Below are 23,336 nucleotides of genomic sequence, written 5' to 3' on the forward strand. Positions count from 1 at the left end.
TTCAGACGATAATATTGCCGTTTACCTTATCTCTGCTGTTATTGGTGATGGTTCCTTTGATGATTCGATTTCCGATGATGGTGGAATTCGTTGAGGTGTCCGTTTGAATAGCCACCGCCGTGCTTGGGGATAGATTATTGATGGTGTTTCCTGAAATGATAGAGCCTGAGGAGCCGTTGAGATAAATCACAATTGGTTTGCCGGCTGTTCTATTGACTGAGATGGTGTTATCAAAAATATCATGAACGCCGGTGCTGATATAGATGGTCACTAGAAGAGGAGATCTTTCAAAGTGGTTTCCGATTATAGAGGTTTTTGCACTTGTCGTACAGTAAATCGGGTAATTTTTAAAGTTTTTAAATGTATTGTTTTTAATGATCGCGCCAGCATTGTTTGTAACAGAAACGGCATACGACTCAAGGGGCGCTTCAAACGCATCGGGGTTAAGTGTATTTCCTTCGATCACCGCGTTTCCTTGAGTGATCCAAATGCCGCGGCTGAATTTTCTCAGCACATTATCTTTAATAATCATATCGCCTCCTGAAATATTCACCCCGTCGATGACTTGAATAAGACAGTTATTCAGAAATGCGGTATCATCAGACAGCACCGCCCGAAGACCGGTACTGCGCCTTGTTCCAGAGAGTCCGTTTTGAATCTGGTTGCCATCTACCTTTACGTCGGAAGACTGGTAAACCAATATCCCAGTGTTTTCAAAATTGCTGATTTTGTTGTTCGTGACAAGAACGCTCTTTCCCCTGACATCAATTCCGGTTGAAAATCCGGTAATAAGATTGCCAGCGATCACTGCATCACTGCTTTCTTTTCCTTGTGAAACACCCAGTCCGGTAATCCCGACTCTAGGCGCCGCAGCCCCGTCTTCCGCTCTTCTGAGAATATTCCCCTTAATAACCGTTTGAGTGCCGTACCCATAGCTGATCGTATTGTCTGAGTGGTTTCCTTCTATTGAAATGCCGTACCCGTTAAAATTGGTCACAGAACTTGAAACGTTTCCATTAAAATAGTTATTGCGAATCGAGACATTGATCGGTTCCTCATAATCAATATTTCCTTCACCATATCCTTCAATGTCAATTCCGAATTTCGGCGCTGTTCCATTTCCCGTTCCGGCATCTTCAATCACGCAGTCCTCCACCGTGACTGTGTCACATCCGGTAATCGAAATGTTATTTCTCCTTGATCGCCGAACCTCACAGCGGCGGATGGTAATGTGCTTTGATGTTCGATAATCGTCATTTGTCTTTAAGCCCCGCGGACTGACAATGATCCCATCTCCGGTAAAATCAGAAATGTTGACATCATCAATGACAACATTCGAACACCCTTCAATACAAATGCCGAAGCCCCATTCATGTGTTGACCTTACTCCCGCTGACGCATACGTATGCTCATCGCGCTCGCCGATAATTTGTCCACCGGAAATGGTTATATTCTCTTGCTTGCCTACATAAAATGCAGAATACCCCCATGAGCTGTTTGGAATGACTTTGATAATACACTCAGAGTCCATGACAATATGAAGATTGCCGGGAACAATAATCCCAGCGTTGCGAAACACCTGATTCGCATCCCCTCCAAGCGTCCCGTCAATTAAATATGTTCCTTTCGGGAACCAGACTGTATGGTACCCCTTTGAAACAGCCGCCTTGAGGCATTGATTAATCAGTTCTGTCGAATCCGTTTTTCCGTCCCCTAAAATACCGAAATCTGCTGCATTCAAGATGAATTCAGCCAATGATCCAGCCTCCTCCTGCATGATTGTTACTATGATATTCGCGGCAGCCTGATCCGCTTGTACATTTCTCTAAAATTTTATTAAAAAAGTATAAAGAAATACTATCGTTAGAAAATGTAACAAAATGAGACTTAAGGAACAGGAAAAACTCACTATTTTTATACCCTTATAGTTTTTCCATTCTGGAACTTCTTGAAATAAGTATAATTTATATTGACACAAGTATTATATAAGAATATGATTTTTATAATACACTTTTTTAAGAAAGGGTTTGGCTGACATGGCTTCGATTGATAACGAAACTATCATCAAAAGCGTCCCGCAAAAAGGGTTCTTTGGTCACCCGCGAGGACTATTTACTCTGTTTTTTACTGAATTTTGGGAGCGTTTCTCCTACTATGGCATGAGAGCACTTCTTCTTTACTATTTGTATACAGAGACAGTAAACGGAGGGCTCGGCTTTGACAAAGGCACTGCGGTTGCTATTATGTCAATTTACGGATCTCTCGTATACATGTCCACTATTATTGGCGGATGGCTCGCTGACCGGTTATTCGGTACTGCAAACACTGTGTTTTACGGCGGGATATTCATTATGTTCGGCCATATTGCACTCGCCTTTCCAGGCAGCACGACAGCATTCTATATCAGTATGGCGCTTATCATAATCGGGACAGGTTTATTAAAACCAAACGTTTCAAGCGTGGTTGGAGATCTTTATACAAAAGAAGACGCGCGCCGCGACTCAGGTTTTAGCATCTTCTACATGGGGATCAACCTCGGCGGTTTACTTGCGCCGTTAATTGTCGGAACACTCGGACAGAAGTACAACTATCATCTTGGCTTCGGAGTTGCCGCAGTCGGAATGCTACTCGGACTTATCGTATTTGCTCTGACAAGAAAGAAAAACCTCGGGTTTGCAGGTTCAAATGTGCCAAACCCGCTGTCTAAAAAATCAGCGATTGGCACTGGCATCGGGGCTATCATTGTGGCGATCGCAGTGATTATTGCTTTACAAACAGGTCTGCTGACGATCAATCGGTTCATCGACCTTGTAAGTATTCTCGGTATTTTGATTCCTATTGTTTATTTCATTATTATGTTTACAAGCAAAAAAGCGGACAAAACAGAAAAATCTCGTCTTGCCGCTTACGTTCCTTTGTTTATCGCTGCTGTCATGTTCTGGGCCATTCAGGAACAGGGAGCAACTATTCTTGCGCTTTACGCTGACGAACGCACAAGGCTTTCAGTGGGCGGATTAGAACTTCAGTCATCTTGGTTCCAATCATTAAACCCATTGTTTATCGTCATTTTCGCACCAATTTTCGCATGGTTTTGGATGAAGCTTGGCAAACGCCAGCCGTCTACACCAGTTAAATTTGCGTTCGGAATTATTTTAGCCGGCTTGTCATTTATTATCATGGTATTCCCTGCAATGCAAGGAAAAGAAGCACTCGTCAGTCCGCTTTGGCTCGTTCTCAGTTTCCTGCTTGTCGTGCTGGGAGAGCTGTGCCTGTCTCCAGTCGGTTTATCCGTTACAACAAAACTGGCGCCAGCTGCATTCTCCGCACAGACAATGAGTATGTGGTTTCTGACTAACGCAGCAGCCCAAGCAATTAATGCCCAAGTAGCCGGGTTGTTTGATAAAATACCTGAAACAACTTACTTCGGTACCATCGGCTTGATTTCTATCATACTCGGCGGCATTCTGCTGCTGATTTCTCCAATCATCAAACGTGCGATGAAAGGTATTCTATAATAAAGAAAATCCCGCAGATCAGCTCTGCGGGATTTTTATTCGTCTATCCATTTTATTAAGCTTTGCTCGAAGGTTTGCGGTTCCTCCAGCATCGGCTGGTGCCCGCTCTTTTCAAAGATGACCTTTTTCGCATGCGGATATAAACCGTCAACGGCATCCCACAACGATACAGGAGCAACCAAATAGTCATACCTTCCTAAACCGATATAGACAGGAACACGAACGTCTGCTAACCGCTGTATGAGGTTCATCTGCGCGAATGTATGTCCCCATAATTCATCTATGATTGGCATATTGGTGGAAACACCTTCCCATAAAGCTGCCGCATCCGGTCTCTCTTTATAAAAGCTTTTCGCTTCAGCGCGAATGCACATGTGCACGAAACGCCTTTCAGGCTCTTTTTCTATGTCACCTGCTAAACTAGCAATATCTTTTTCGAAACGTTTCTTTCTCTCAGGACTGGCTGTTTCCCTAAAAAACGCTTCACTGTCCTGCTGTCTCTTTTGACTGTTATCAGGCGCTGAATTGAGAAGGATGGCCTTCCGCACATGCTCAGGATATTTTCTAGCGTATTCTAATGCCATAAACGCGTGCCCCGAATGCCCCATGATGATAAAATCCTTAAGCTGAAGATGGCGTCTTATCGCTTCAACATCGTCTAACACCGCATCCAGGCTTTGATCTTCCGGCCGCAGCGCCCGCGCCGGCTTGGCAAAACCTCTGTGATCGGCAAAGATCCATTGATATTTCTGTTTGATATCCTCATGAAATAAACGCGGGTAGTAAACCGCACTGCCAATTACGAGAATTGACGCGCCCTCTCCTTCAATACAATAAGTTAAATCAAAACCGTCTGAATGACAGATCCCCTTTGTGCCCATTCCTCACGCCCCTTTGTTTTTATATGTTTCATTATAAAATAAAAGCCTGACGCATGGCGTCAGGCTTTTTCATTTATCGTTTTAATTCCTCCAGCGTCACTTTCCATCTGTTCAGCACTTCGTCAGCATGGTGAAGCTGTATCCTGACGCCGGAAGTTACATCAGCGTACTTTGCAACATCCTCCTTAGCTGAAGCGATACGGCAGGCAAAGCGTTCCCTTTCATAGACCGCATCGTTCAGCGGAGGGAGCGGCTCACATTGCAGTTTCACGTAATGAGCGGCTCCCTTCCACCATGCAGTGAGCTGAGCTTGTCCCGTACGAAGGATATTTCCCGCGGTCTCTGTGTGTTTCCACAGGGCGATCCGGATATCCGTCCGATTCAAGGCGATGATTTCTCCGGCGCTGATCATGGCGGCATGCGGCCAGCCGTCCTCTGATACCGTCTGCAGTACGAAGGCTTCATGCTGCTTCTCTTTCAGGCGTTCTCCGTCAAGCAGCTCAAAGAGACGGTCTGATAGTTGATTCACGCCGATCAGGCCTTTCGTTCCGGAACAGCGGGGACTTCAACCGCTGTTTCTGTTTCTTTTGGATCGATTTTAAAGGCCGGATTATATTTTTCCGGATTTGTAATGCTTTCTGGTTCACAGGATCTCCATGTAAAAAAACATGTTTGGCATTGATAGACTTCCCAGGCGCCTTTTACAGGCGATTTGCTCATGACTTCTCCTTTTTTTGAATCGCATCGAGGACATGTGTGCATATGAAATCATCCTTTCCTATTTATTCATCAAGTCCATTAGTTTTTGTTCCCATTCTTTTGTTGTTAATGGAGAATCAAGCGGCTGTGAGTAATGGCCTCTTGTTTCCGGCGCAACAGGTGTTGTGGCGTCAAGAATCATTTTGTGTGTGATTCCTGATGGATTTGATCCCGGGTCAAGCGGCAGAACTGATAAATCCGGTATAATGACCGCATCGTGTTTCGGATGCATTTTTGTAGAGAGCGCCCACATGACCTGCGGCAGGTTGAATGGATCGACATCCTCGTCGACAACGATAACCATTTTGCAGTAGCCTAGTCCGTGCGGGGTTGTGAGCGCTCGCATGCCGACCGCTTTCGCAAATCCGCCGTAGCGGTTTTTTGTTGAGACAATCGCGATTAACCCGTGAGTGTACATGGCGTTCACAGCCACAATTTCATTCGGATACGCTTCTTTTAACTGCTGATACAGCGGCACACAAGTATTAATACCGATCATGTAGTCACATTCTGTCCATGGCATGCCTAAGTATAAATGTTCAAAAATCGGGTTGTTTCTGTGATACACACGTTTAATTTTGATAATCGGCATGCTGCGGCCGCCGGAATAATGCCCTGTAAATTCACCGAATGGGCCTTCATATTCGCGTTCTCCGGCAATGATTTCTCCCTCGAGCACAACTTCTGCTCCCCATGGAATATCAAGGTCAGACAGCTTTGATTTTACGATGCGGTACGGTTCTCCTTGGATTGCTCCCGCCATTTCGTATTCGGATTGGTCATAGAGAAGCGGAGTGGATGCCGCAGTTGTAATGACCGGTTCACATCCGAGCGCAATCGTGACCGGAAGATTAATGCCTCGTTCTTCCGCTTGGCGCAGATGGATCGCAATATCGTGCTGCGGCACAGGCTGAATGCCGAGGCGGTCTTTTCCCTTTACCTGCATTCTGTATATGCCGACATTCTGTTTGCCGAAGTTGTCAGGGTCCTCAAGATCACGAGAGATGACGCATGCTTTGTCTAAATAGTAACCGCCGTCTCCTTGGTTAATCCTGAAAAGAGGCAGGATATCGAACAAATTGATGTCTTCTGTGATTTCATTTTCATGAAATGGCGCTGTTTCTTCGCGTTTGACCTCCATCGGAAACTGTTCATATCGCTTCGCGAATTCAAAAAACTGCTCTTTCACCGGTGTATCTTTCGGCAGTCCGAGCATCATCGCGTGGTTCGGCCAAGAGCCGATGACATTCATCGCGATTTGCGCATTGTTGTAGCCGTAAATATTGTTAAATAACAGTGCGGGGCTTTTATCGCCGAGGTTGCTGGCTGCCCGTGCAGCTGCTCCCAAATCTGGCTCAGGCTTTACCTCCTCATTCACCGTTAACAATTGTCCCTCTTTTTCAAGGGCAGCGAGAAATTCTCTGAAATCTTGATAAGCCATCATCAAGCTCCTCCTTTTTGTTTTTCAATCCCATTCCAGCGCTTTGCCTCAGAAAGGCGTATGCCGAATTGGTCCAAAGTTCTGAATACAATATGGTCGACCATTTCTTCTAAGCTGCTCGGCTGATTATAAAACGCCGGCATCGGCGGAAGAATAATCGTACCCATTTTTGTGAGTGCAAGCATATTTTCGAGATGAATCTGGTTCAAAGGTGTCTCTCTTGTTAAGAGAACGAGTTTTTTTCGCTCTTTCAGCATGACATCCGCTGCGCGAGTCAGCAGATTATCCGCCATCCCGGTACGGATGCTCGCAAGCGATTTCATACTGCACGGCGCCACAATCATGCCATCGGTATCAAACGAGCCGCTGGAGATGGCCGCCGCCTGATCCTTATGCGAATATGTGTATGTGGCCAGCTTTTCAACTTCTTTTAACGTATAACCTGTTTCATGTTTGATGGTAACGTTAGCCCAAGGAGACACAACGAGGTGGGTTTCCACTTCCGCTGCCTTCAGCCATTCTAATAGCCTGACACCGAAAATAGCCCCTGTTGCCCCGGTCATACCGACAACGAGTTTCAAATTTTGCCCCTCCTTTACGCTTGAATTCTGTCTTCATTTCAATCATACTCCTGATATATCCATATGAAAAATATTCGTTAAATCTATATTCAATACCTAAAAGGTATATAAAAGGAGGCGCTTCTTTGGACATCCGTCAGCTGCGATATTTCATTACCATTGCCCAAGAACAAAAGATCACCTCTGCCGCCAAAAAGCTCCATATGGCGCAGCCGCCGTTAAGCAGGCAGCTCAAACAGCTTGAGGATGAGCTGGGTGTTGTATTGTTTGACCGCAATAAGAAAAAACAAATGACCCTTACATATGAAGGAAGCATTTTTCTCAAAAGAGCCAAAGAGATTCTGCACAGGTTTGAAGATGCAGTCATAGAGGTACAAGAGCTCAGGGAGGAGGTTGCCGGCACGCTGGCTGTGGGTTCGACGATTTATTGCGCGGCTCTAATGCTTGAGAAAGTGACGCAAATGAAAGAAAGATATCCTCACCTCACCTTTAATATTTGGGAAAACGAGCCGGCAACGCTGTTAGAGCTGCTGGAAAGCCGGCAAATCGACGCCGCTGTCACGACAACCATGATAAAAAGCGATACCGTACAATTTAAAAAGCTTGACGACATTCCATGTGTGCTCGTTCTTTCTGATGATGCCGGGTATACATGCGGAGACACCATTCAAATGGAGGATATCCCTTCTTTCCCGCTGATTCTGCTGCGGCCTGTGAACGGAAAAGGTGTTTATAATCAGGTCATGAATGAATTTCAGCGTCTTCAGCTGGAGCCGCGTATTGTTTGTGAATGCCACGACTCAGCAACACTGCTCAGTCTCGTCTCATCAGGATTTGGCGCGTCCATATTGCCCGTCACCATGATTCCTGTTCATATGAGAAACCATATTCACACAGTGAACATTAAAAACAATCCCTTCGTTATGACACCGGCTGTCATGTGGAGAACTGACAGTTATTTGCCAAAACCGGTGCAGCAATTTTTGAATTTATTTTAAGTGTTTTTGTCTCATGAAAACCAAATACTTGACTCATACTAAAAAAAAGTTATCCTTTAGATTTGTAAGCTATTTTTTTATTTCAATAAAATTAATCAGAAAAGTGGGGAATAGAATGAAAAAAGCACTTTTAGCTTTATTCATGGTCGTAAGCATTGCAGTTCTCGCAGCTTGCGGAGCAGGAAATGACAATCAGTCAAAAGATAACGGAAAAAACGGCGATCTTTGGGCTTCAATTAAGAAAAAAGGCGTACTGACAGTCGGTACAGAAGGAACGTATGAACCGTTCACTTATCATGACAAAGACAATGACAAGCTGACTGGCTATGATGTGGAAGTCATCACAGAAATCGCAAAACGCCTTGGACTGAAAGCCGAATTCAAGGAAACACAGTGGGACAGCATGTTTGCCGGCCTGAATTCCAAACGGTTTGACGTCATCGCCAACCAAGTCGGAAAAACAGATCGTGAAAACAAATATGAGTTCTCAGACAAATACACAACATCAAGAGCCGTTGTGGTGACGAAAAAAGACAACAACGATATTAAGTCTGAAGCAGATGTAAAAGGTAAAACGTCAGCTCAATCACTGACAAGCAACTATAACAAACTAGCTACAAATGCCGGCGCGAAAGTTGAAGGCGTTGAAGGCTTGGCACAATCCCTTCAATTGATCCAGCAAGGCCGCGTCGACATGACGTACAACGATAAGCTTGCCGTATTAAACTATTTAAAAACATCAGGCAACAAAAACGTAAAAATCGCGTTTGAAACAGGCGACCCTCAGGAAACGTATTTCACGTTCCGTAAAGGAAGCGGCGAGGTTGTCGACCAAGTCAACAAAGCATTAAAAGAAATGAAAGAGGACGGGACTCTTTCTAAAATCTCTAAAAAATGGTTCGGCGAAGATGTTTCTAAATAATATACCGGCACTGACGCTTGGCACGGCGATCCCGTGGGATCTGGTGCAGCAGTCATTCTGGCCGATACTTTCAGGGGGAATCTACTATACGATTCCCCTTACGATTCTTTCCTTTATATTCGGAATGATACTGGCGCTGATTACGGCGCTTGCCAGAATGTCGAAAATGAGACCTTTGAGATGGGTGTTTAGCGTATACGTATCCGCCATACGCGGCACGCCTCTTCTCGTTCAATTGTTCATCATTTTCTATCTGTTCCCGGCCTTTAACATTACACTAGATCCTTTTCCAAGCGCAGTCATTGCCTTTTCCTTAAACGTCGGCGCCTATGCATCTGAAATCATCAGGGCATCTATTTTATCCGTGCCGAAGGGGCAATGGGAAGCTGGCTATACAATTGGCATGACACACCAGAAGACGCTGTTCCGCGTCATTTTGCCGCAGGCGTTTCGTGTGTCAATCCCGCCATTATCCAATACCTTTATCAGTCTGATTAAAGATACATCTCTTGCATCTCAGATTCTCGTCGCTGAGCTGTTCAGAAAAGCTCAGGAAATCGGCGCGCGCAATCTCGATCAGATCTTAGTCATTTATATTGAAGCGGCCTTTATTTATTGGATGATCTGCTTCTTGCTTTCGCTCGTCCAGCATGTCATCGAACGGCGTCTTGACCGCTACGTGGCCAAATAAGGAGGTTCCGAGTATGCTTTCCGTTAAAGGATTAAACAAATCATTCGGTCAAAATGAAATTTTAAAACAGATAGATATGAAGATAGAAAAAGGAAAAGTCATCGCTATACTTGGGCCTTCCGGTTCAGGGAAAACGACGCTGCTTCGCTGTCTGAACGCGCTGGAGATCCCAAATCGCGGGGAGCTTGCATTTGATAATTTCTCCATCGATTTTTCAAAGAAAGTGAAGCAGTCGGATATCCTTCAGCTCCGCCGGAAATCCGGAATGGTGTTTCAGGCGTATCACCTCTTCCCTCACCGCACGGCCCTTGAAAACGTCATGGAGGGCCCTGTTCAGGTGCAAAAACGCAACAAGGCAGAGGTCAGAAAAGAAGCGATTCAGCTTCTGGAAAAAGTCGGATTGAAGGACAAAATGGATTTATATCCGTTCCAGCTTTCCGGCGGCCAGCAGCAGCGCGTCGGCATCGCCCGCGCACTGGCCATTCAGCCGGAGCTGATGCTGTTTGACGAACCGACCTCAGCGCTTGACCCTGAGCTTGTGGGTGACGTGCTGAAGGTTATCAAGGATTTAGCCAATGAAGGCTGGACCATGGTCGTTGTTACCCACGAAATTAAATTCGCCCAGGAAGTGGCGGACGAAGTCGTCTTCATTGACGGCGGCGTCATCGTGGAGCAGGGACCGCCGGAGGAAATCTTCTCCGCTCCAAAAGAAGAACGGACCCAGCGATTTTTGAATCGGATTTTGAACCCGTTGTAAAATCCTAAACAGGGCGCCTGCCGGCGGCCCTGTTTTTTTGTTGAGCCTTGTTCGCCTATTCCGCCCTTCTGTCAGATATGCTACAATGACAATCGATTGATTTTTACGAAAGAAGGGACTTCACGTGAAGCGAGAACTTGTTCTGCGCTGGACATTTTATTTTGCCGGTCTGCTTATTTTGTCTTTTGGTGTATCCCTTACGATAGAAGGAAAAGCGCTAGGGATCAGTCCGTGGGATGCATTTCATTACAGCCTGTTTCAGCACTTCGGGCTTACGATCGGCCAATGGTCCATTATTATTGGAGCGCTCATCGTCGGATTCACGTCATTGTTTACAAGGGCTTGGCCAAAAATTGGGGCGATCCTGAACATGGTGCTCATTGGTGTTTTTATAGATTTTTTCAATTTTCTTCTGCCTGCCCCCTCCACCTACACAGGCTCCGTCATCGTCTTCTCTCTCGGCGTGCTGCTGATCGGCTACGGCGTCGGTGTTTATGTATCAGCAGGCCTTGGCGCGGGGCCGCGTGATTCACTGATGATGCTGATTACAGAAAAAACCGGCTGGAATGTGCAATGGGTGCGGAACGGCATGGAAATAACAATTTTGTTTGCAGCATGGGGCATGGGCGGTCCGATCGGTTTAGGTACAATTTTGACCGCCATCCTCACCGGTATCATTTTGCGTTTTTCATTGCCGCAGTCAATCCAGCTGCTGAATTATGCTGTGGCAAGGCGGACAGCCGCTGTGAAAGCAACTCCGCCTATACACTAAAACAAAGCCGCTCCGGCTTTGTTTTTTTATTTTCTCCTCTATATGAGTCTTGTTGAAGTATGATAGGATGGTTTTGACAATCTTTTGCAGACGGAGGATCTAGAATGAAAATTTACGGAATTTATATGGACCGCCCGCTTTCACAGGCAGAATCGGATCGGCTGATGTCTTTCGTTTCCGCTGAAAAACGGGAGAAATGCCGGAGATTTTATCATAAAGAAGATGCTCACCGCACCCTGCTGGGAGATGTGCTTGTCCGCTCTGTCATCAGCGAGCAGTACCAGCTGAATAAAGCCGATATCCGCTTCAGCGCGCAGGAATACGGGAAGCCTTGCATCCCTGACCTCCCCGATGCCCACTTTAACATTTCCCACTCCGGCCATTGGGTCATCGGCGCATTTGATTCAGATCCGATCGGCGTCGATATTGAAAAAATGAAACCAATCAGCCTCGGGATTGCCGAACGTTTCTTTTCGAAGACCGAGTACAGCGATCTTTTATCCAAACATAAAGATGAGCAAAACGATTATTTTTATCATCTATGGTCTATGAAAGAGAGCTTTATTAAGCAGGAAGGCAAAGGCCTGTCGCTGCCGCTTGATTCTTTCTCCGTGCGCCTGCATGAGGATGGCCGAGTATCCGTCGAGCTTCCGGAACATCATACGCCTTGCTTTATCAAAACGTATGAGGTAGATCCCGGCTATAAGATGGCGGTGTGCGCCGCCCGCCCTGATTTCCCGGAGGACATCACGATGATCTCGTACGAAGCGCTTTTATAAATGGCTCATCAAAAGCTTAATGCCTCGCTCAATATCTTCCGTCTTCACATTGGAAATATTGATTTTTAATAGATTTTCTTTTGGATAGTCTGATAAATAATGGCGGTCAATTGCTTCGAGGAGAACCTCCTGCTTTTTTGCCTTTTGAATCACTCTTGATGCCGGCAGATCCTCAGGCAGCACCAGATGGGTATGCATGCATGGGGCTTGGCCGCTGGAAAATATAAAGCGGCCGCGGCTCGATTGTCCGTGTGTTTGGATAGCTTCATGAAGCCTGAGGGACCGTTCCTTATAGGAATTTCTGATTTTTTCCTTGTGCCTGCCGAACATTCCGCTTTTGATGTAAATTTCTAACGCGGCTTGAGAAATCATCGAGCAGTCAATATCGTTCAGCTTTTTGTACGTATGAAATGTGTCAGTCAGCACATCCGGCAAAACGGCGGCACCCACGCGAAGACCGGGAAACATCATTTTTGAAAAGCTTTTTAAATAAATCACATGTGAGGACAGATCGTATGCGTACAGCGGATCTGCCTTTTTATTTTCCTCAAGATCACCAAGGTAGTCATCTTCAACAAGATAGACGTCATAGGCTTCTGCCAATCTCACCAGCTCCTGTTTGTCCCGTTCGGCCAGTGAACTCCCAAGCGGGTTATGGAAGCGTGGCATCGTATAAAAAAATTTGATCGGTTCTGTTTGAAACAGCCGCTCGACTTCCGCTAAATCAAGCCCCTCCTCCGTTCTTTTTATCCCGATTGCGGGGATGCCCAGTGTTTCCAGCTGTTCAATCATCAAATGATAGCCTGGCTGTTCAATGGCAATCTTCTTTTTCCCATTGGGAAACGGCATTGCACACAGCAGGGATAGTGCCTGCTGTACGCCGGATGTGATAAACATATGCCTCTCGTCCGCAAATACCTGCTGATCAGCAAACAGCTTTCGCAGAACAGAGATGAGCGACGGGAGGCCCTTCGGTGTTCCGTATAAAAACAAATCACGCTTGTATGTATCAATCGCTTTGTTGATGCAATGCTGAAAATCCACATACGGAAAAATATCAGGGTCTGGCGCAGACGTTGCAAAGTCGATGGGGCCTGACTTGCCGTGATGCGGCTTCTTCGTCTTTTTCACAAGATAATAGCCGCTTTTCGGAACAGAATAGATGAGATGGCGTTTTTCCAGCTCTTGCAGCGCGCGGATCACCGTGCTTTTGCTGACTTGATAGCGGGTAGACAGCTGCCTGATGGAAGGAAGCCTGTCTCCTTCTTGATAGACACTGCCTTGCATCATTTCCTCTATCTGTATTAAGAGACTGATATACTTCTCCATTCTTTCTCCCCCTGTTTTGTACCGGTACAGTTCATTGTTTTTCTCATTGTACCGTTCCGATCCTCCCCATACAATAAAAGGGAGCGGCCGGCTCTATTATTTATATAAAGGAGCACTTCCTGTATGTATAAAAATCAGCAAACCTCAGCTTATCTTGCAGCGTTGTTAAATGCATTGATTATCGGTTTATCCTTTCTTTTCGTGAAGATCGCCCTGCAATCGGCAGAACCGTTTGATATTCTTGCACATCGGTTCACCCTTGCGTTTGCAGCAGCTACTATACCAGTCTTATTCGGATGGGTGAAGCTGTCCATCCGTTTAAAAGATGTAATGGCGATTTTGCCGCTCGCCCTGCTGTATCCGGCACTGTTTTTCAGCTTTCAGGCATTCGGCCTGGTGTACTCGTCATCCTCTGAAGCCGGGATCATTCAAGCAGCGATTCCGATTTTCACGATGGTCTTTGCCTCTTATTTTTTAAAAGAGCGGGCGACGTGGGCTCAAAAAGGGTTCACCGTGTTATCAGTTGCAGGCGTCATGTTTATTTTTGTGATGAAGGGCGTGAACGTGGAATCGGCCAGCCTAAAGGGGTCTGTACTCATTCTATTGTCCGTGCTGTCTTCAGCTATGTATAATACCGCCGCAAGAAAAATGACACAGCGTTTCCGGCTGATGGAGCTTACCTACATCATGTCAGCGATCGGATTTGTCGTCTTTAATGCCATCGCTTTGGTGCGTCACGGTGCTTCCGGAACGGTCGGCACTTACTTCCATCCATTCAGGGAGCCCGGCTTTATCCTCGCGATTGTGTATTTGGGCGTGTTATCTTCGCTCGTGACTTCGTTTATGTCCAACTATGCGCTGTCCCGGATTGAGGCGTTTAAAATGAGCGCTTTTAATCATTTGTCCACCATCGTGACGATGATTGCCGGAGTTGCGATTCTGAACGAAAGCCTAGCCTGGTATCACCTTGCCGGTGCGGTTTGTATTATCATCGGCGTGCTGGGAAGCAATGCAGGTCTCCGAAAAAGAAAGCAAACCGAAAAATCCATTTCTATGAACAAATGAGATGTTATGTTAGAGTTGAAGGAAAAATGGTTTGAGGTGCAGTGTAAGAATGATTCAACACAGTGTCTTCCTAGAGGGAGCCATATCCTTACAAGATATGAGATGTTACTTTTTATACCGACAAAGAATATCAGCATTGTTTTCTTTTATTTATATTTTTCTTTTATCTTTATTGGTGTATTCGCTTTATGGATTTCCGTTTACCGTTTATGACAGCGAAACACTTGAAGTAATATATAATGGTATTTTCATAGCGATTCTATCTTTGATCTTAACATTGCTTTTAATTGCTTTTCATTATATACGGCTGCGTACCAGCTATAAGAACAATACACGGCTAAAACGCAAAAGGACATATACCATGAACCGGCAAGGCATTCAAATTCAGTCCAAAAACAATGTTACGTTGTTTGAATGGGATGAAATAAGGGCAGTTGCAGAATATAAACACTTATTCTCTATCAAAACTTCTAGTCACCAGGTCATCTTAGTTCCTAAACGTTTTTTTGTATTCGAAAATGAGCTCCACTCATTCAGACAGCTTGTAAAAGAACAAGTACGTGCCAAAAAAGGAAAACGACAAACTTAAAAGAGGGTGTTCCCTCTTTTATTTAATGAGATATTTTATCTTCTTTCCATCGAGTAACATTCTCTTCAGCTAATGGAGTTTTCATTTTCAACACTCTCTTCGTTATGAACATGGTTGTTTTTTTTGACTGGCACCAGCTCCAATAATGCAGATAAACATACCAGCACAAAACACACAACCATAATCAGCAAATAATTATGATTCATATCAAAAAACAATCCGCCCACATACACACTGAGAGCGCCGGCGATTTGATGGATAAAGAAATTGATGCCTAGGAGCGAGCCGATAAGCCCGGTTTGAAAGCTTTCAGAAATGGACGCAGCGGTCAGCGGGATCACGCCTGTGTAGCTGAGCCCGAATAACAGCGTAAAGCCCAAGTACCAAAGCTCACTGTTATGAATGCCGAGCGCGGGAATGAGCAGGCAGATCAAGCTAATGAGACGAATGAAAAACAAAATGGAGAGCATCACGCTTCTGCTGCCAAGCAAATCTGACAGCCAGCCTGCCAATAATCCCCCAATGATAATAAACGCCCCGAACGCAGCCATCATTCCGTTGATATGAGAGACATGCGCATCCTCCAGCATGGGAACGAGATGAGCATCAATGATTCCCATTGTAAATCCGCACGTAAATACGCCGAAGTACAGGATATGAATGAGGCGGGACTGCTTTAACACCTTCCAAAATCCTTGCCAGTCATAAGATTTTTTCATGGACTGTCCTTGGACATTGGGCGGGTGCTTCATTCCGAAAGCCAGAAGAGGCAGCAGAACAGCAGCTAAGAAAATGCCCAATATCGTATACGTATTTTGCCAGCCTGCATAGTAAGGAGCTGCAGCCCAAATCGGTGACAGCAGAAGCAAACCGGCTGAATTTGCATTGGTCAGAATGGCGAGCGCCAAGCCTTTATGCGTGTCAAACCAGCGGCTGATAAAATACTGGGTCGTCACGCCAACCGCGCAGGAATAGCCAATTCCGCCGAGCACACCGTAGATCACGGAAAATATATGGACATTCGGCGAATGCGGGAGCGCCAAAAAGCTTGCGCTGATACAGATGGCGCCGATCCCCATAATCTTTCTGACGCTGAACCTGTCAAGAAAAAAGCCGACAAAAAACTGAACGACACCCGTCGTGATCATAAAAATGCTGACGGAAGCCGAAATCAGCGACCGGTCGGCGTGAAAGGTCTCTGCCATCGGGAGCATAAAAAATTGAAAGGAATTTCTGAATGAGTTCATTCCGATGGCGAAGGCAAACGTGAACAGCAATACAAACCATTTCATCTTAGGAGACGCGTGAAGGGTGTGCCGAGACATTTTTTTCTGACCTGCCTTTATTTGAGTATTGCGACTATTATATCATGAAAAAATTTACATTCTATATCAAAAAAGCGAACAGCACAGCGCTGTTCGCTTCTTCATCAGGAACTGGAAATCGGATGCTGATTCAAAATCGCAAATATCCGTTCCGCCACTTCCTCCGTATGTGACAGCAAAAACATATGCCCGCCGTCAAACTCATGGAACGTGATATGGTTCGCCCACTTCTTCCAGCCTTCCGCATCCCGGATGCATTTTTCGTCATTCAGTCCGTTAAAGACATGGACCGGCGATTGGATCGGTGTCATGTCGTAAAGTTCGAATTGTTCAAGAGCACGGTAATCCGATCTGAACGAAGGCAGGAAAAATGACATGACTTCCTTATTTTCAACGAGCTCTGCGGGCATTCCGCCTAATTTCATAATATGATTGAGAAATTGATCATCAGGCAAATGCGATACTTTTTTCCTTTGAATATGCGGCGGCTGAATTGCAGAGATAATCACGGCCTGCGGAAAAATGCCTTCACGCTCCAGTTTTTGCGCCAGCCTGAAGGTAATCATGCCGCCCATGCTATGTCCGAACAGCACAAACGGCCGATCTGAATGCAAATGCAATTCTTGCTTGTACAAGTCAGTCAGCTGCTCGAGATCCTCAACGGCTGACGTCTGATTCGTGCCGTGCCCCGGCGGTTCAGCTGCGAGCATTTCACACTCCCCCTGCAAAAAAGCATGGAGAGGGCGAAATGAAGCCGAGTAGCCGCCGGCAAACGGAAAACAGATGAGCTGCGTTTTTTCCGACGCATCAAATGATTTGAACAGTTGGCTCATTGGCCGGCTCCCCCTTTCATCGCTTGCTTAAGAAAGCGTTATGGTTTGTTTATTTAGAAATTCGCGCAAAATCCCGGCATTCCTATCAAGACATTCACCCTGCAGCATTTCGGCGTGTGTTCCAAAGCCTCTTTTCACCCGATAAGCGCCCGTTGTCGCCTCTTCCCACGATGAAAGCCATTCAGGCATTTCAAAGTCAACATCAGAGGTCAGCAAATCAATGTCCGCTTTTACTTGGCCCGAGCTGATCAGGTTGACGTAGTATGAGTAGAAGGCATGTGTTTTTTTCTTGAGCCCCTGCTTGACGGCTTCACTATTGAGCGCCTCATTGTCCCGATTTACATTCATCAGGGCTTCGACATCGTTTTCGACCGTGCGTCCGTCCAGATCACTGACGCCTTGTTTTTTATAGGAATCCACCATGATGATCCGCTGTACGGTGCGTCCTTGCTCTTCAAGTTTTTTAGCGGCTTCAAACGCCAGGCTGCACCCTGCTGAATAACCGAACAATGTCACAGGCCCTTCCGGCTGAAGCTCCTTGATCAGAGCGGCATACCGGTCAAGACGGTTTTCCGCTTCAATAAAGTCAAAGGCGCACAGCTTGTATGACGGCAAGTGCTTGGCCAGGTTCTGATACATTAAGCCATATCCCAATACCGGAGGAAACGCGAAAATAATGTCATCCTGATCCGGATTCATGATTGTTACGTCCTGAAGTCCTTCTGATCCCCCGTTTTTCAGGTATGCAGAAATGCCGGCAATCGTCGGCGCTTCAAACAAAAGCTTCACCGGAAGGTCAATTCCGAGCTCTTTTTTGATGCGAGAAGCGGCTGTCATCGCCTTTAAAGAATGACCGCCATGCTCGAAGAAATCGTCGTGGATGCTGACTTGCTTTCTCCCGAGAATCTCGGACCAAATTTGTGCAATGGTTTCTTCCGTTTCATCTCGAGGCCCAATCCACTCTTGCGATATCTGATTTGGCTCCGGTTTTGGCAGCAGACGTTTATTGACTTTTCCGTTTGTTGTTAAAGGAAGCTCGTCCAAGAACGTAAATGTCTGCGGCACCATATAAGCAGGAAGCTGTTTTTTCAGATGTGCCTTAACGTCTTCTGCTGAAAGCTGCGTCCGGTTCACGAGGTAGGCGTTGATTGATGCGTCCCCAGACTCGTGGCGGTCCACTACGACAACCGCGTCTTTTACCCCGGGATATTCCTGCAGCTGCTTTTCGATTTCTTCCAGCTCGATCCGGTGCCCCCGTATTTTCACTTGATCATCAATACGGCCGGCGTAATCAATCGTTCCGTCAGGCAGCCAGCGAGCGAGATCCCCGGTGCGGTAAAGTGTTTCTCCGGGTTTGAACGGGTTGGCGGTAAATTTCTGCTTTGTCAGCTCGTCACGGTTAACATAGCCTTTTGATACGCCCATTCCGCTGATGCATAGTTCACCGACCGCTCCGAATGGCTGGAGTTGATTTGATTCATTGAGAATATAAACACTCGCATTGCTGATCGGCTTTCCGATTGGCAGAGAGGAGAGAGTTCCCGGAATCTCGTGCACGACGTGAGCCGTTGCAAACACCGTGCCCTCAGTCGGGCCGTAGCAGTTAATCAGCTTGCCCGGCCCCATGATCTGCAGCGCTTTCCTGACGTGAGGCACAGACGCGCGTTCCCCGCCGAATAACACACAGCGAAGCCCCTTCAGCCAATCCTCTCCCGCATCTGTGAGAAGATTAAATAAAGCTGTGGTCGCAAACATGATGCTGACATTCTCTTGGCGGATGAGACTCGTGAGACGCTCTGGATCAAGCAGTGTATTTTCATCAGCAATAATCAGTCTTGCTCCATTCAGAATGGAAGCATAGAAATCAAAGGTAAATGCGTCAAAAGCGTAATTCGATACAGATAAGAACGTGTCTTTTTCAGAAAACGTCATGTAATCAACGTGCTTCACTAATCCTTGAATATTGGCATGCGTCGTGATATTTCCCTTTGGTTTTCCGGTTGTGCCTGATGTATACATGATATACGCCGCATCATCAGGTGCAATCACGGTTTCAGGATCGCTTGCGTCTTCTTCAAAACGGATGGGATCATCAATGATGAGTGTTTGGCCTGTAAACGGCAGCTGATTCGCTTGCTCTTTCATCTCCTGATGTGTAAGCAGACATGCCGCCCCGCTGTCGGTCAGCATATATGAAATTCGGTCATTCGGAAGCTTAGGGTCAACCGGTACATAAGCCGATCCCGCCTTTAACACACCGAGAATCCCAATCACCAGTTCCAGTGAGCGCTTTGTGTACAATGCAACAACAGAGCCTTTGCCAGCACCTTGCTTTTGCAAACGGCGTGCGAGGCGGTTCGTTTCCTCGTCTAATTCGTGATAGGACAGCGTTCGGCCTGCAAATGTGAGCGCCGGTGCACTTGGATTGACGTCCACCGCCTCCTTGAACCAATCTGTCAGAGGTTTTGGCTCACACGTTTGAGGTGTCGGATTTAAGCCGTTAAGCAAGTACTCTTTTTCTTTTTCATCAATGAAATCAATGGTGCTGACAGGCTGATCCGGATGCTGAATGAGCTGCTGAATCGCTGTGAGAAGCTGGGATTTTAAGCGCAGCATAAACGCTTCATCAAACACATGCTCATTATAGGCAAGCTTGATCAGCATTTCGTCACCCGGGGAGGCCATCAAATTGAGATCATAATTCGACTTCTCAAATACATGAACATCCTCCATATCGAATCCGTTTTGACCGCTTTCTTCATTGCTTGCATCCTGAAGCGGATAATTTTCAAACACGATAATGTGGTCAATCAATTTCGGCTGGTTGGCCTGGCTTTGGATGTCATAAAGCGGCACATATTGATGCGGTTCTGACTCAAGTGACTGCTCCTGAAGCTGCTTGAGCAAACCGTTGAAGGTCATGTTTTCAGCCAATTTCACTCTTCTAGGAACAACGTTGATAAACAGGCCGACCATATGTTCAACGCCTTTGATTTCCGCGGGACGCCCGGAAACGACTGTACCGAAGGTCAAATCGTCAGACCGCTGATAACGGCTGAGCAGTACGCTCCAGACTGCCTGCAAAGCGGTACTCAAAGTGGTGTGCTGAGATTTCGCAAGCTCTGTAAAAGCTTTTGTTTCCGCCTCCGGCAGTGAGAAGAGCAGTTCTTTCGGCTCGTATCCTTCCTTTTGTTTCTTTCTTTGCTCCGCAAACGTCGTCTGTCCTTCAAAGTCTTCCAAATACTCGCGCCAGTAGCGGAGCGATGCTTGTTTATCCTGCTTTTCAAGCCACTTGATGTATTCCTTATACGGTTTGACAGGCGGCAGACTGTACGGCTTTTGTTCACGCAGGGCGTTGTATACCTTAAACAGATCCTGCACGACGATGCCGAAGCACCAGCCGTCCAATATAATGTGGTGGTAGCTCCACACCCATTCAAAGCTGTTGTCAGCTTTTTTGAAGATGGCTGCTCGCATCGGAATATCACGCGTTAAATCAAAGCCTTTGATCTTATCCTGTGCTTTGTATTCATTGATTTTATCCGTTTGCTCTCTTTCGGATAAATGTGTCAGATCGATTTCTTCTATATGAAATTGACGTTTTTTTAATACGACTTGAACAGGCCTTTTTACTTTCTCGTGAATGAACACGGTACGAAATACATCGTACCGGTCCATGATGACATTCATGCTCTCTTCAAGGCATTTGATATTGAAGTCGCCCTTTACTTTCATCGTAATTTGTTCAAGGTAAAAGCTCTGGCCGGGATTCAGGATGCTATGAAACAGCATCCCCTCCTGCATCGGCGATAGGTAATACATATCTTGAACCTGATCTTTGCTAAATTGACTCATATGTTTCGCTCCCGCCTTCTGTAATTCCCTTGCATTTTTATTTCAAATTCTCCTCAAGCATGTCAAAGATATCGCCCATCTCATCCATTTCAAGGTCTCCCGCACTGAAGTCGCTCGGTGTGAATTCCTTGTCCTCTTTTTCCGTACAATGGCGGATGATCAGGAGGAGATTTTCTTTAAACCGCTCCATTTGTGCTTCGACCGTTGCTCGTTCATATTCCTTCTCATTGTAGGAGCAAGAAAGAACAAAACGTCCGTTTCGAATCATGCCGCTGAAGCTTAAAGCGTACAGGGCTTCTGATTCTTCGCTCACTTGGCGTCCCATATCGAAAGCGGACGGTTCAAAGAAATCCGTTTTCACTTCACTGTCGAATTGGCCTAAATAGTTAAAGCTGATTTCCGGTGTGAAGCCTTGTGCTCCCGCTTGTTCTGTAAAGTAGCGGAGAATGCCGTATCCGACGCCTTTGTCCGGAACGCGGCGCAGGTTTTCTTTGACTGCTTTGATGACCGCTGAGACATCTGTTTCAGACATGTCGAGCACAACAGGATATTGTGCCGTAAACCAGCCAACCGTTCTGGAGATGTTCACATTCGGGATGATGTCTTCCCGTCCGTGCCCCTCAAGGTTGATGCCGATTTTGACACCATCTGTCCATTCTTTCATCGTTAATCCGAGCGCGCTGAGAAGAATATCATTGATCTCGGTTCCATATGGCTGATGAACATCTGTTAAGAGGTGTTTAGTGTCTTCCTCATTTAATTCACAGATGACGGATGATGTATGTTTGACAATCCGCTCCTCTGTTTCATCATCCTTCGGAACAGCAGAAACCTCTTCATCGTCAATTTGCGCCCAGTATTCAGCCTGCTGCAAAAGGTGTGCTGATTGGCTGAATGCCGCCAATTCTTCCGCCCAATCCTTGAAGGAGTTCGTTTTTTGCGGGAAGACGATTTGCTCTTCTTTCTCCGCCTGCATGTAGCCTGATGCAAAGTCTTCAAGTAAAATCCGCCATGATACGCCGTCGACCACGAGATGGTGTACAGCGATGAGCAGGTGATCCCCTGCTTCCGTGCGGTATAGTTCCCCTTTCAGAAGCGGTCCGTTTTGCAGGTCGAGACTGCTTTGCAGACTGTCAGCAAGAACCTTAATCTGGCTTTTCAGCATATCTTCATCTGAGCCGTACAGATCAACGATTTCAAAGCTGACCTCGCACTCGTCTATCCGTTTATACGCTTGAATGATGTCGCCATTTTCTTCACGGTAGACCATGCGAAGCGCGTCATGATGCTCAATCAGTGCCCGCAATGTCTTTTCAACCCGTTCAGGATCAAAGCCCTTCGCGGCATGAAGCATAACCGACTGGTTCCAGTGATGTTTGTTCGTGAAATTCTTTTCAAAGAACCAGCGCTGGATCGGCGTCAGGATAACTTCGCCCTCTACAGGGCCTTGGTCTGCCTGTTTGCCTTCGGCACGCTCCACGTATTGGGTAAGCTCTTCGATCGTCGGGTGCTGGAAGAGATCCTTCATTTCCAGCTTCCAGCCGTGCTGGTTCAAGCGGCTCGCCATCTGGATGCCTTTAATGGAATCTCCGCCGAGCGAGAAGAAATTGTCGCTGACACCGACTTCAGAAATACCGAGCACGTCCTGCCAAATGCCGGCAAGCAGCTCTTCCATGGCAGTGGACGGCGCTTTGTATTCTCCGTTTCCTGTTTCAATATCCGGCTCCGGCAGCGCTTTGCGGTCTACTTTGCCATTTGCGGTAACCGGAAGCTCGTTCAACGTCACCCAGAACGCCGGGATCATGTAGTCCGGCAGGGTTTCCTTGAGCGCTGACTTCAGCGCTTCTGTGTCGACAGTTTCCGGTGTGACATATGCGGCAATTGCGGTATTGCCCGCTTTATCCTTCACAGCTGTCACTGCCGCATCCTGCACCTGAGAAAGCTGGGCCAGCTGCACTTCGATTTCTGACAGCTCGATTCGGTAGCCTCGAACCTTGACCTGCTGGTCGATCCGGCCGATATATTCGATGCCGCCGTTCACCCATTTCACCAAATCGCCGGTGCGGTACATGCGTTCACCCGACACAAACGGATCAGCGACAAACCGCTTCGCGGTTTCGTCTTCCCGGTTCAGATAGCCGCGCGCCAGTCCGCGTCCCGCCACACAAAGCTCTCCGGCCACGCCCTCCGGCTGAACCTGATGGCCCTCGCCGAGAATGTACACTCTCGTATTGGCGATCGCTT

19 protein-coding genes and 1 pseudogene are annotated in these 23,336 nt (G+C 46.6%); 9 read left to right on the forward strand and 11 right to left on the reverse strand.

Going from position 1 to position 23,336, the window contains the following annotated elements:
- Position 1 precedes the first annotated feature (1 nt).
- The gene (locus V6D42_RS17490; protein WP_333514078.1) at positions 2-1,756 is read right to left on the reverse strand and encodes a right-handed parallel beta-helix repeat-containing protein; all 1,755 of its coding nucleotides are present in this window, start codon (positions 1,754-1,756) and stop codon (positions 2-4) included.
- 280 nt (positions 1,757-2,036) lie between these two features.
- On the opposite strand from V6D42_RS17490, the gene V6D42_RS17495 reads away from it, so the two are divergent.
- Positions 2,037-3,515, forward strand: a complete 1,479-nt coding sequence (locus tag V6D42_RS17495) for a peptide MFS transporter (protein WP_326217667.1) — start codon at positions 2,037-2,039, stop codon at positions 3,513-3,515.
- A gap of 35 nt (positions 3,516-3,550) precedes the next feature.
- On the opposite strand, the gene V6D42_RS17500 is transcribed toward V6D42_RS17495, so the two are convergent.
- The 5 genes and pseudogenes from V6D42_RS17500 to V6D42_RS17520 form a co-directional block, all read right to left on the reverse strand.
- Complete coding sequence (locus V6D42_RS17500; protein ID WP_333514079.1) at positions 3,551-4,396, reverse strand: alpha/beta fold hydrolase; 846 nt, start codon at positions 4,394-4,396, stop codon at positions 3,551-3,553.
- A gap of 73 nt (positions 4,397-4,469) precedes the next feature.
- Positions 4,470-4,934: a pyridoxamine 5'-phosphate oxidase family protein gene (locus V6D42_RS17505; protein WP_333514098.1), complete on the reverse strand. Its 465-nt coding sequence runs from the start codon at positions 4,932-4,934 to the stop codon at positions 4,470-4,472.
- Positions 4,931-5,158 (reverse strand): phenolic acid decarboxylase subunit BsdD, encoded by a 228-nt coding sequence (gene bsdD / locus V6D42_RS17510; protein ID WP_010333008.1) that lies wholly within the window; start codon positions 5,156-5,158, stop codon positions 4,931-4,933. Before bsdD ends, V6D42_RS17505 begins: the two co-directional genes overlap by 4 nt.
- 16 nt (positions 5,159-5,174) lie before the next feature.
- On the reverse strand, positions 5,175-6,596 hold the full coding sequence (gene bsdC / locus V6D42_RS17515; RefSeq protein WP_010333007.1) for a phenolic acid decarboxylase BsdC: 1,422 nt from the start codon (positions 6,594-6,596) through the stop codon (positions 5,175-5,177).
- 2 nt (positions 6,597-6,598) lie between these two features.
- Positions 6,599-7,214: pseudogene (locus V6D42_RS17520) on the reverse strand (non-oxidative hydroxyarylic acid decarboxylases subunit B).
- Positions 7,215-7,302: 88 nt separating this feature from the next.
- On the opposite strand from V6D42_RS17520, the gene V6D42_RS17525 reads away from it, so the two are divergent.
- The 6 genes from V6D42_RS17525 (at position 7,303) to V6D42_RS17550 (ending at position 12,096) form a co-directional block, all read left to right on the forward strand.
- Positions 7,303-8,175 (forward strand): LysR family transcriptional regulator, encoded by an 873-nt coding sequence (locus V6D42_RS17525; RefSeq protein WP_333514080.1) that lies wholly within the window; start codon positions 7,303-7,305, stop codon positions 8,173-8,175.
- Positions 8,176-8,290: 115 nt separating this feature from the next.
- The gene (gene tcyA / locus V6D42_RS17530) at positions 8,291-9,097 is read left to right on the forward strand and encodes a cystine ABC transporter substrate-binding lipoprotein TcyA (RefSeq protein WP_333514081.1); all 807 of its coding nucleotides are present in this window, start codon (positions 8,291-8,293) and stop codon (positions 9,095-9,097) included.
- The gene (tcyB, locus tag V6D42_RS17535) at positions 9,084-9,788 is read left to right on the forward strand and encodes a cystine ABC transporter permease TcyB (protein WP_168746920.1); all 705 of its coding nucleotides are present in this window, start codon (positions 9,084-9,086) and stop codon (positions 9,786-9,788) included. Before tcyA ends, tcyB begins: the two co-directional genes overlap by 14 nt.
- 13 nt (positions 9,789-9,801) lie before the next feature.
- Positions 9,802-10,545 (forward strand): cystine ABC transporter ATP-binding protein TcyC, encoded by a 744-nt coding sequence (tcyC, locus tag V6D42_RS17540; protein ID WP_333514082.1) that lies wholly within the window; start codon positions 9,802-9,804, stop codon positions 10,543-10,545.
- Between the two features lie 124 nt (positions 10,546-10,669).
- The gene (locus tag V6D42_RS17545; RefSeq protein ID WP_333514083.1) at positions 10,670-11,317 is read left to right on the forward strand and encodes a YczE/YyaS/YitT family protein; all 648 of its coding nucleotides are present in this window, start codon (positions 10,670-10,672) and stop codon (positions 11,315-11,317) included.
- A gap of 104 nt (positions 11,318-11,421) precedes the next feature.
- Entirely contained in the window at positions 11,422-12,096 is a 675-nt protein-coding gene (locus tag V6D42_RS17550) for a 4'-phosphopantetheinyl transferase family protein (RefSeq protein ID WP_010332998.1), read from the forward strand.
- On the opposite strand, the gene V6D42_RS17555 is transcribed toward V6D42_RS17550, so the two are convergent.
- A complete protein-coding gene (locus V6D42_RS17555; protein ID WP_333514084.1) occupies positions 12,091-13,425 on the reverse strand; it encodes an aminotransferase-like domain-containing protein in 1,335 nt (444 codons plus the stop codon). The two genes, V6D42_RS17550 and V6D42_RS17555, sit on opposite strands and share 6 nt — an antisense overlap.
- Before the next feature lie 123 nt (positions 13,426-13,548).
- Between V6D42_RS17555 and V6D42_RS17560 the strand changes: the two genes are divergently transcribed.
- Positions 13,549-14,490 (forward strand): DMT family transporter, encoded by a 942-nt coding sequence (locus tag V6D42_RS17560; RefSeq protein ID WP_333514085.1) that lies wholly within the window; start codon positions 13,549-13,551, stop codon positions 14,488-14,490.
- A gap of 49 nt (positions 14,491-14,539) precedes the next feature.
- On the forward strand, positions 14,540-15,079 hold the full coding sequence (locus V6D42_RS17565; protein WP_333514086.1) for a YcxB family protein: 540 nt from the start codon (positions 14,540-14,542) through the stop codon (positions 15,077-15,079).
- A gap of 65 nt (positions 15,080-15,144) precedes the next feature.
- Here V6D42_RS17565 and V6D42_RS17570 read toward each other — a convergent pair whose 3' ends face one another.
- The 4 genes from V6D42_RS17570 to V6D42_RS17585 form a co-directional block, all read right to left on the reverse strand.
- Complete coding sequence (locus V6D42_RS17570; protein WP_333514087.1) at positions 15,145-16,404, reverse strand: MFS transporter; 1,260 nt, start codon at positions 16,402-16,404, stop codon at positions 15,145-15,147.
- A 104-nt stretch (positions 16,405-16,508) separates the two neighbouring features.
- A complete protein-coding gene (gene srfAD, locus V6D42_RS17575; RefSeq protein WP_333514088.1) occupies positions 16,509-17,237 on the reverse strand; it encodes a surfactin biosynthesis thioesterase SrfAD in 729 nt (242 codons plus the stop codon).
- A 27-nt stretch (positions 17,238-17,264) separates the two neighbouring features.
- A complete protein-coding gene (gene srfAC, locus V6D42_RS17580; RefSeq protein WP_333514089.1) occupies positions 17,265-21,092 on the reverse strand; it encodes a surfactin non-ribosomal peptide synthetase SrfAC in 3,828 nt (1,275 codons plus the stop codon).
- 37 nt (positions 21,093-21,129) lie between these two features.
- Positions 21,130-23,336: condensation domain-containing protein (locus V6D42_RS17585; protein ID WP_333514090.1), on the reverse strand; the 2,207-nt coding region annotated here is incomplete at its 5' end.

Source organism: Bacillus sp. 0909A, from assembly GCF_036765115.1.
Taxonomy (GTDB): domain Bacteria; phylum Bacillota; class Bacilli; order Bacillales; family Bacillaceae; genus Bacillus; species Bacillus mojavensis.

Bases quoted from the DNA above. Each gene is read 5' to 3' on its own strand.
- V6D42_RS17555 (WP_333514084.1), bottom strand. From the start codon at position 13,425: ATGGAGAAGTATATCAGTCTCTTAATACAGATAGAGGAAATGATGCAA.
- V6D42_RS17500 (WP_333514079.1), bottom strand. From the start codon at position 4,396: ATGGGCACAAAGGGGATCTGTCATTCAGACGGTTTTGATTTAACTTAT.
- srfAC (WP_333514089.1), bottom strand. From the start codon at position 21,092: ATGAGTCAATTTAGCAAAGATCAGGTTCAAGATATGTATTACCTATCG.
- bsdD (WP_010333008.1), bottom strand. From the start codon at position 5,158: ATGCACACATGTCCTCGATGCGATTCAAAAAAAGGAGAAGTCATGAGC.
- V6D42_RS17550 (WP_010332998.1), top strand. From the start codon at position 11,422: ATGAAAATTTACGGAATTTATATGGACCGCCCGCTTTCACAGGCAGAA.
- tcyB (WP_168746920.1), top strand. From the start codon at position 9,084: ATGTTTCTAAATAATATACCGGCACTGACGCTTGGCACGGCGATCCCG.
- V6D42_RS17565 (WP_333514086.1), top strand. From the start codon at position 14,540: ATGATTCAACACAGTGTCTTCCTAGAGGGAGCCATATCCTTACAAGAT.
- bsdC (WP_010333007.1), bottom strand. From the start codon at position 6,596: ATGGCTTATCAAGATTTCAGAGAATTTCTCGCTGCCCTTGAAAAAGAG.
- V6D42_RS17570 (WP_333514087.1), bottom strand. From the start codon at position 16,404: ATGTCTCGGCACACCCTTCACGCGTCTCCTAAGATGAAATGGTTTGTA.
- srfAD (WP_333514088.1), bottom strand. From the start codon at position 17,237: ATGAGCCAACTGTTCAAATCATTTGATGCGTCGGAAAAAACGCAGCTC.
- tcyC (WP_333514082.1), top strand. From the start codon at position 9,802: ATGCTTTCCGTTAAAGGATTAAACAAATCATTCGGTCAAAATGAAATT.
- V6D42_RS17495 (WP_326217667.1), top strand. From the start codon at position 2,037: ATGGCTTCGATTGATAACGAAACTATCATCAAAAGCGTCCCGCAAAAA.
- tcyA (WP_333514081.1), top strand. From the start codon at position 8,291: ATGAAAAAAGCACTTTTAGCTTTATTCATGGTCGTAAGCATTGCAGTT.
- V6D42_RS17560 (WP_333514085.1), top strand. From the start codon at position 13,549: ATGTATAAAAATCAGCAAACCTCAGCTTATCTTGCAGCGTTGTTAAAT.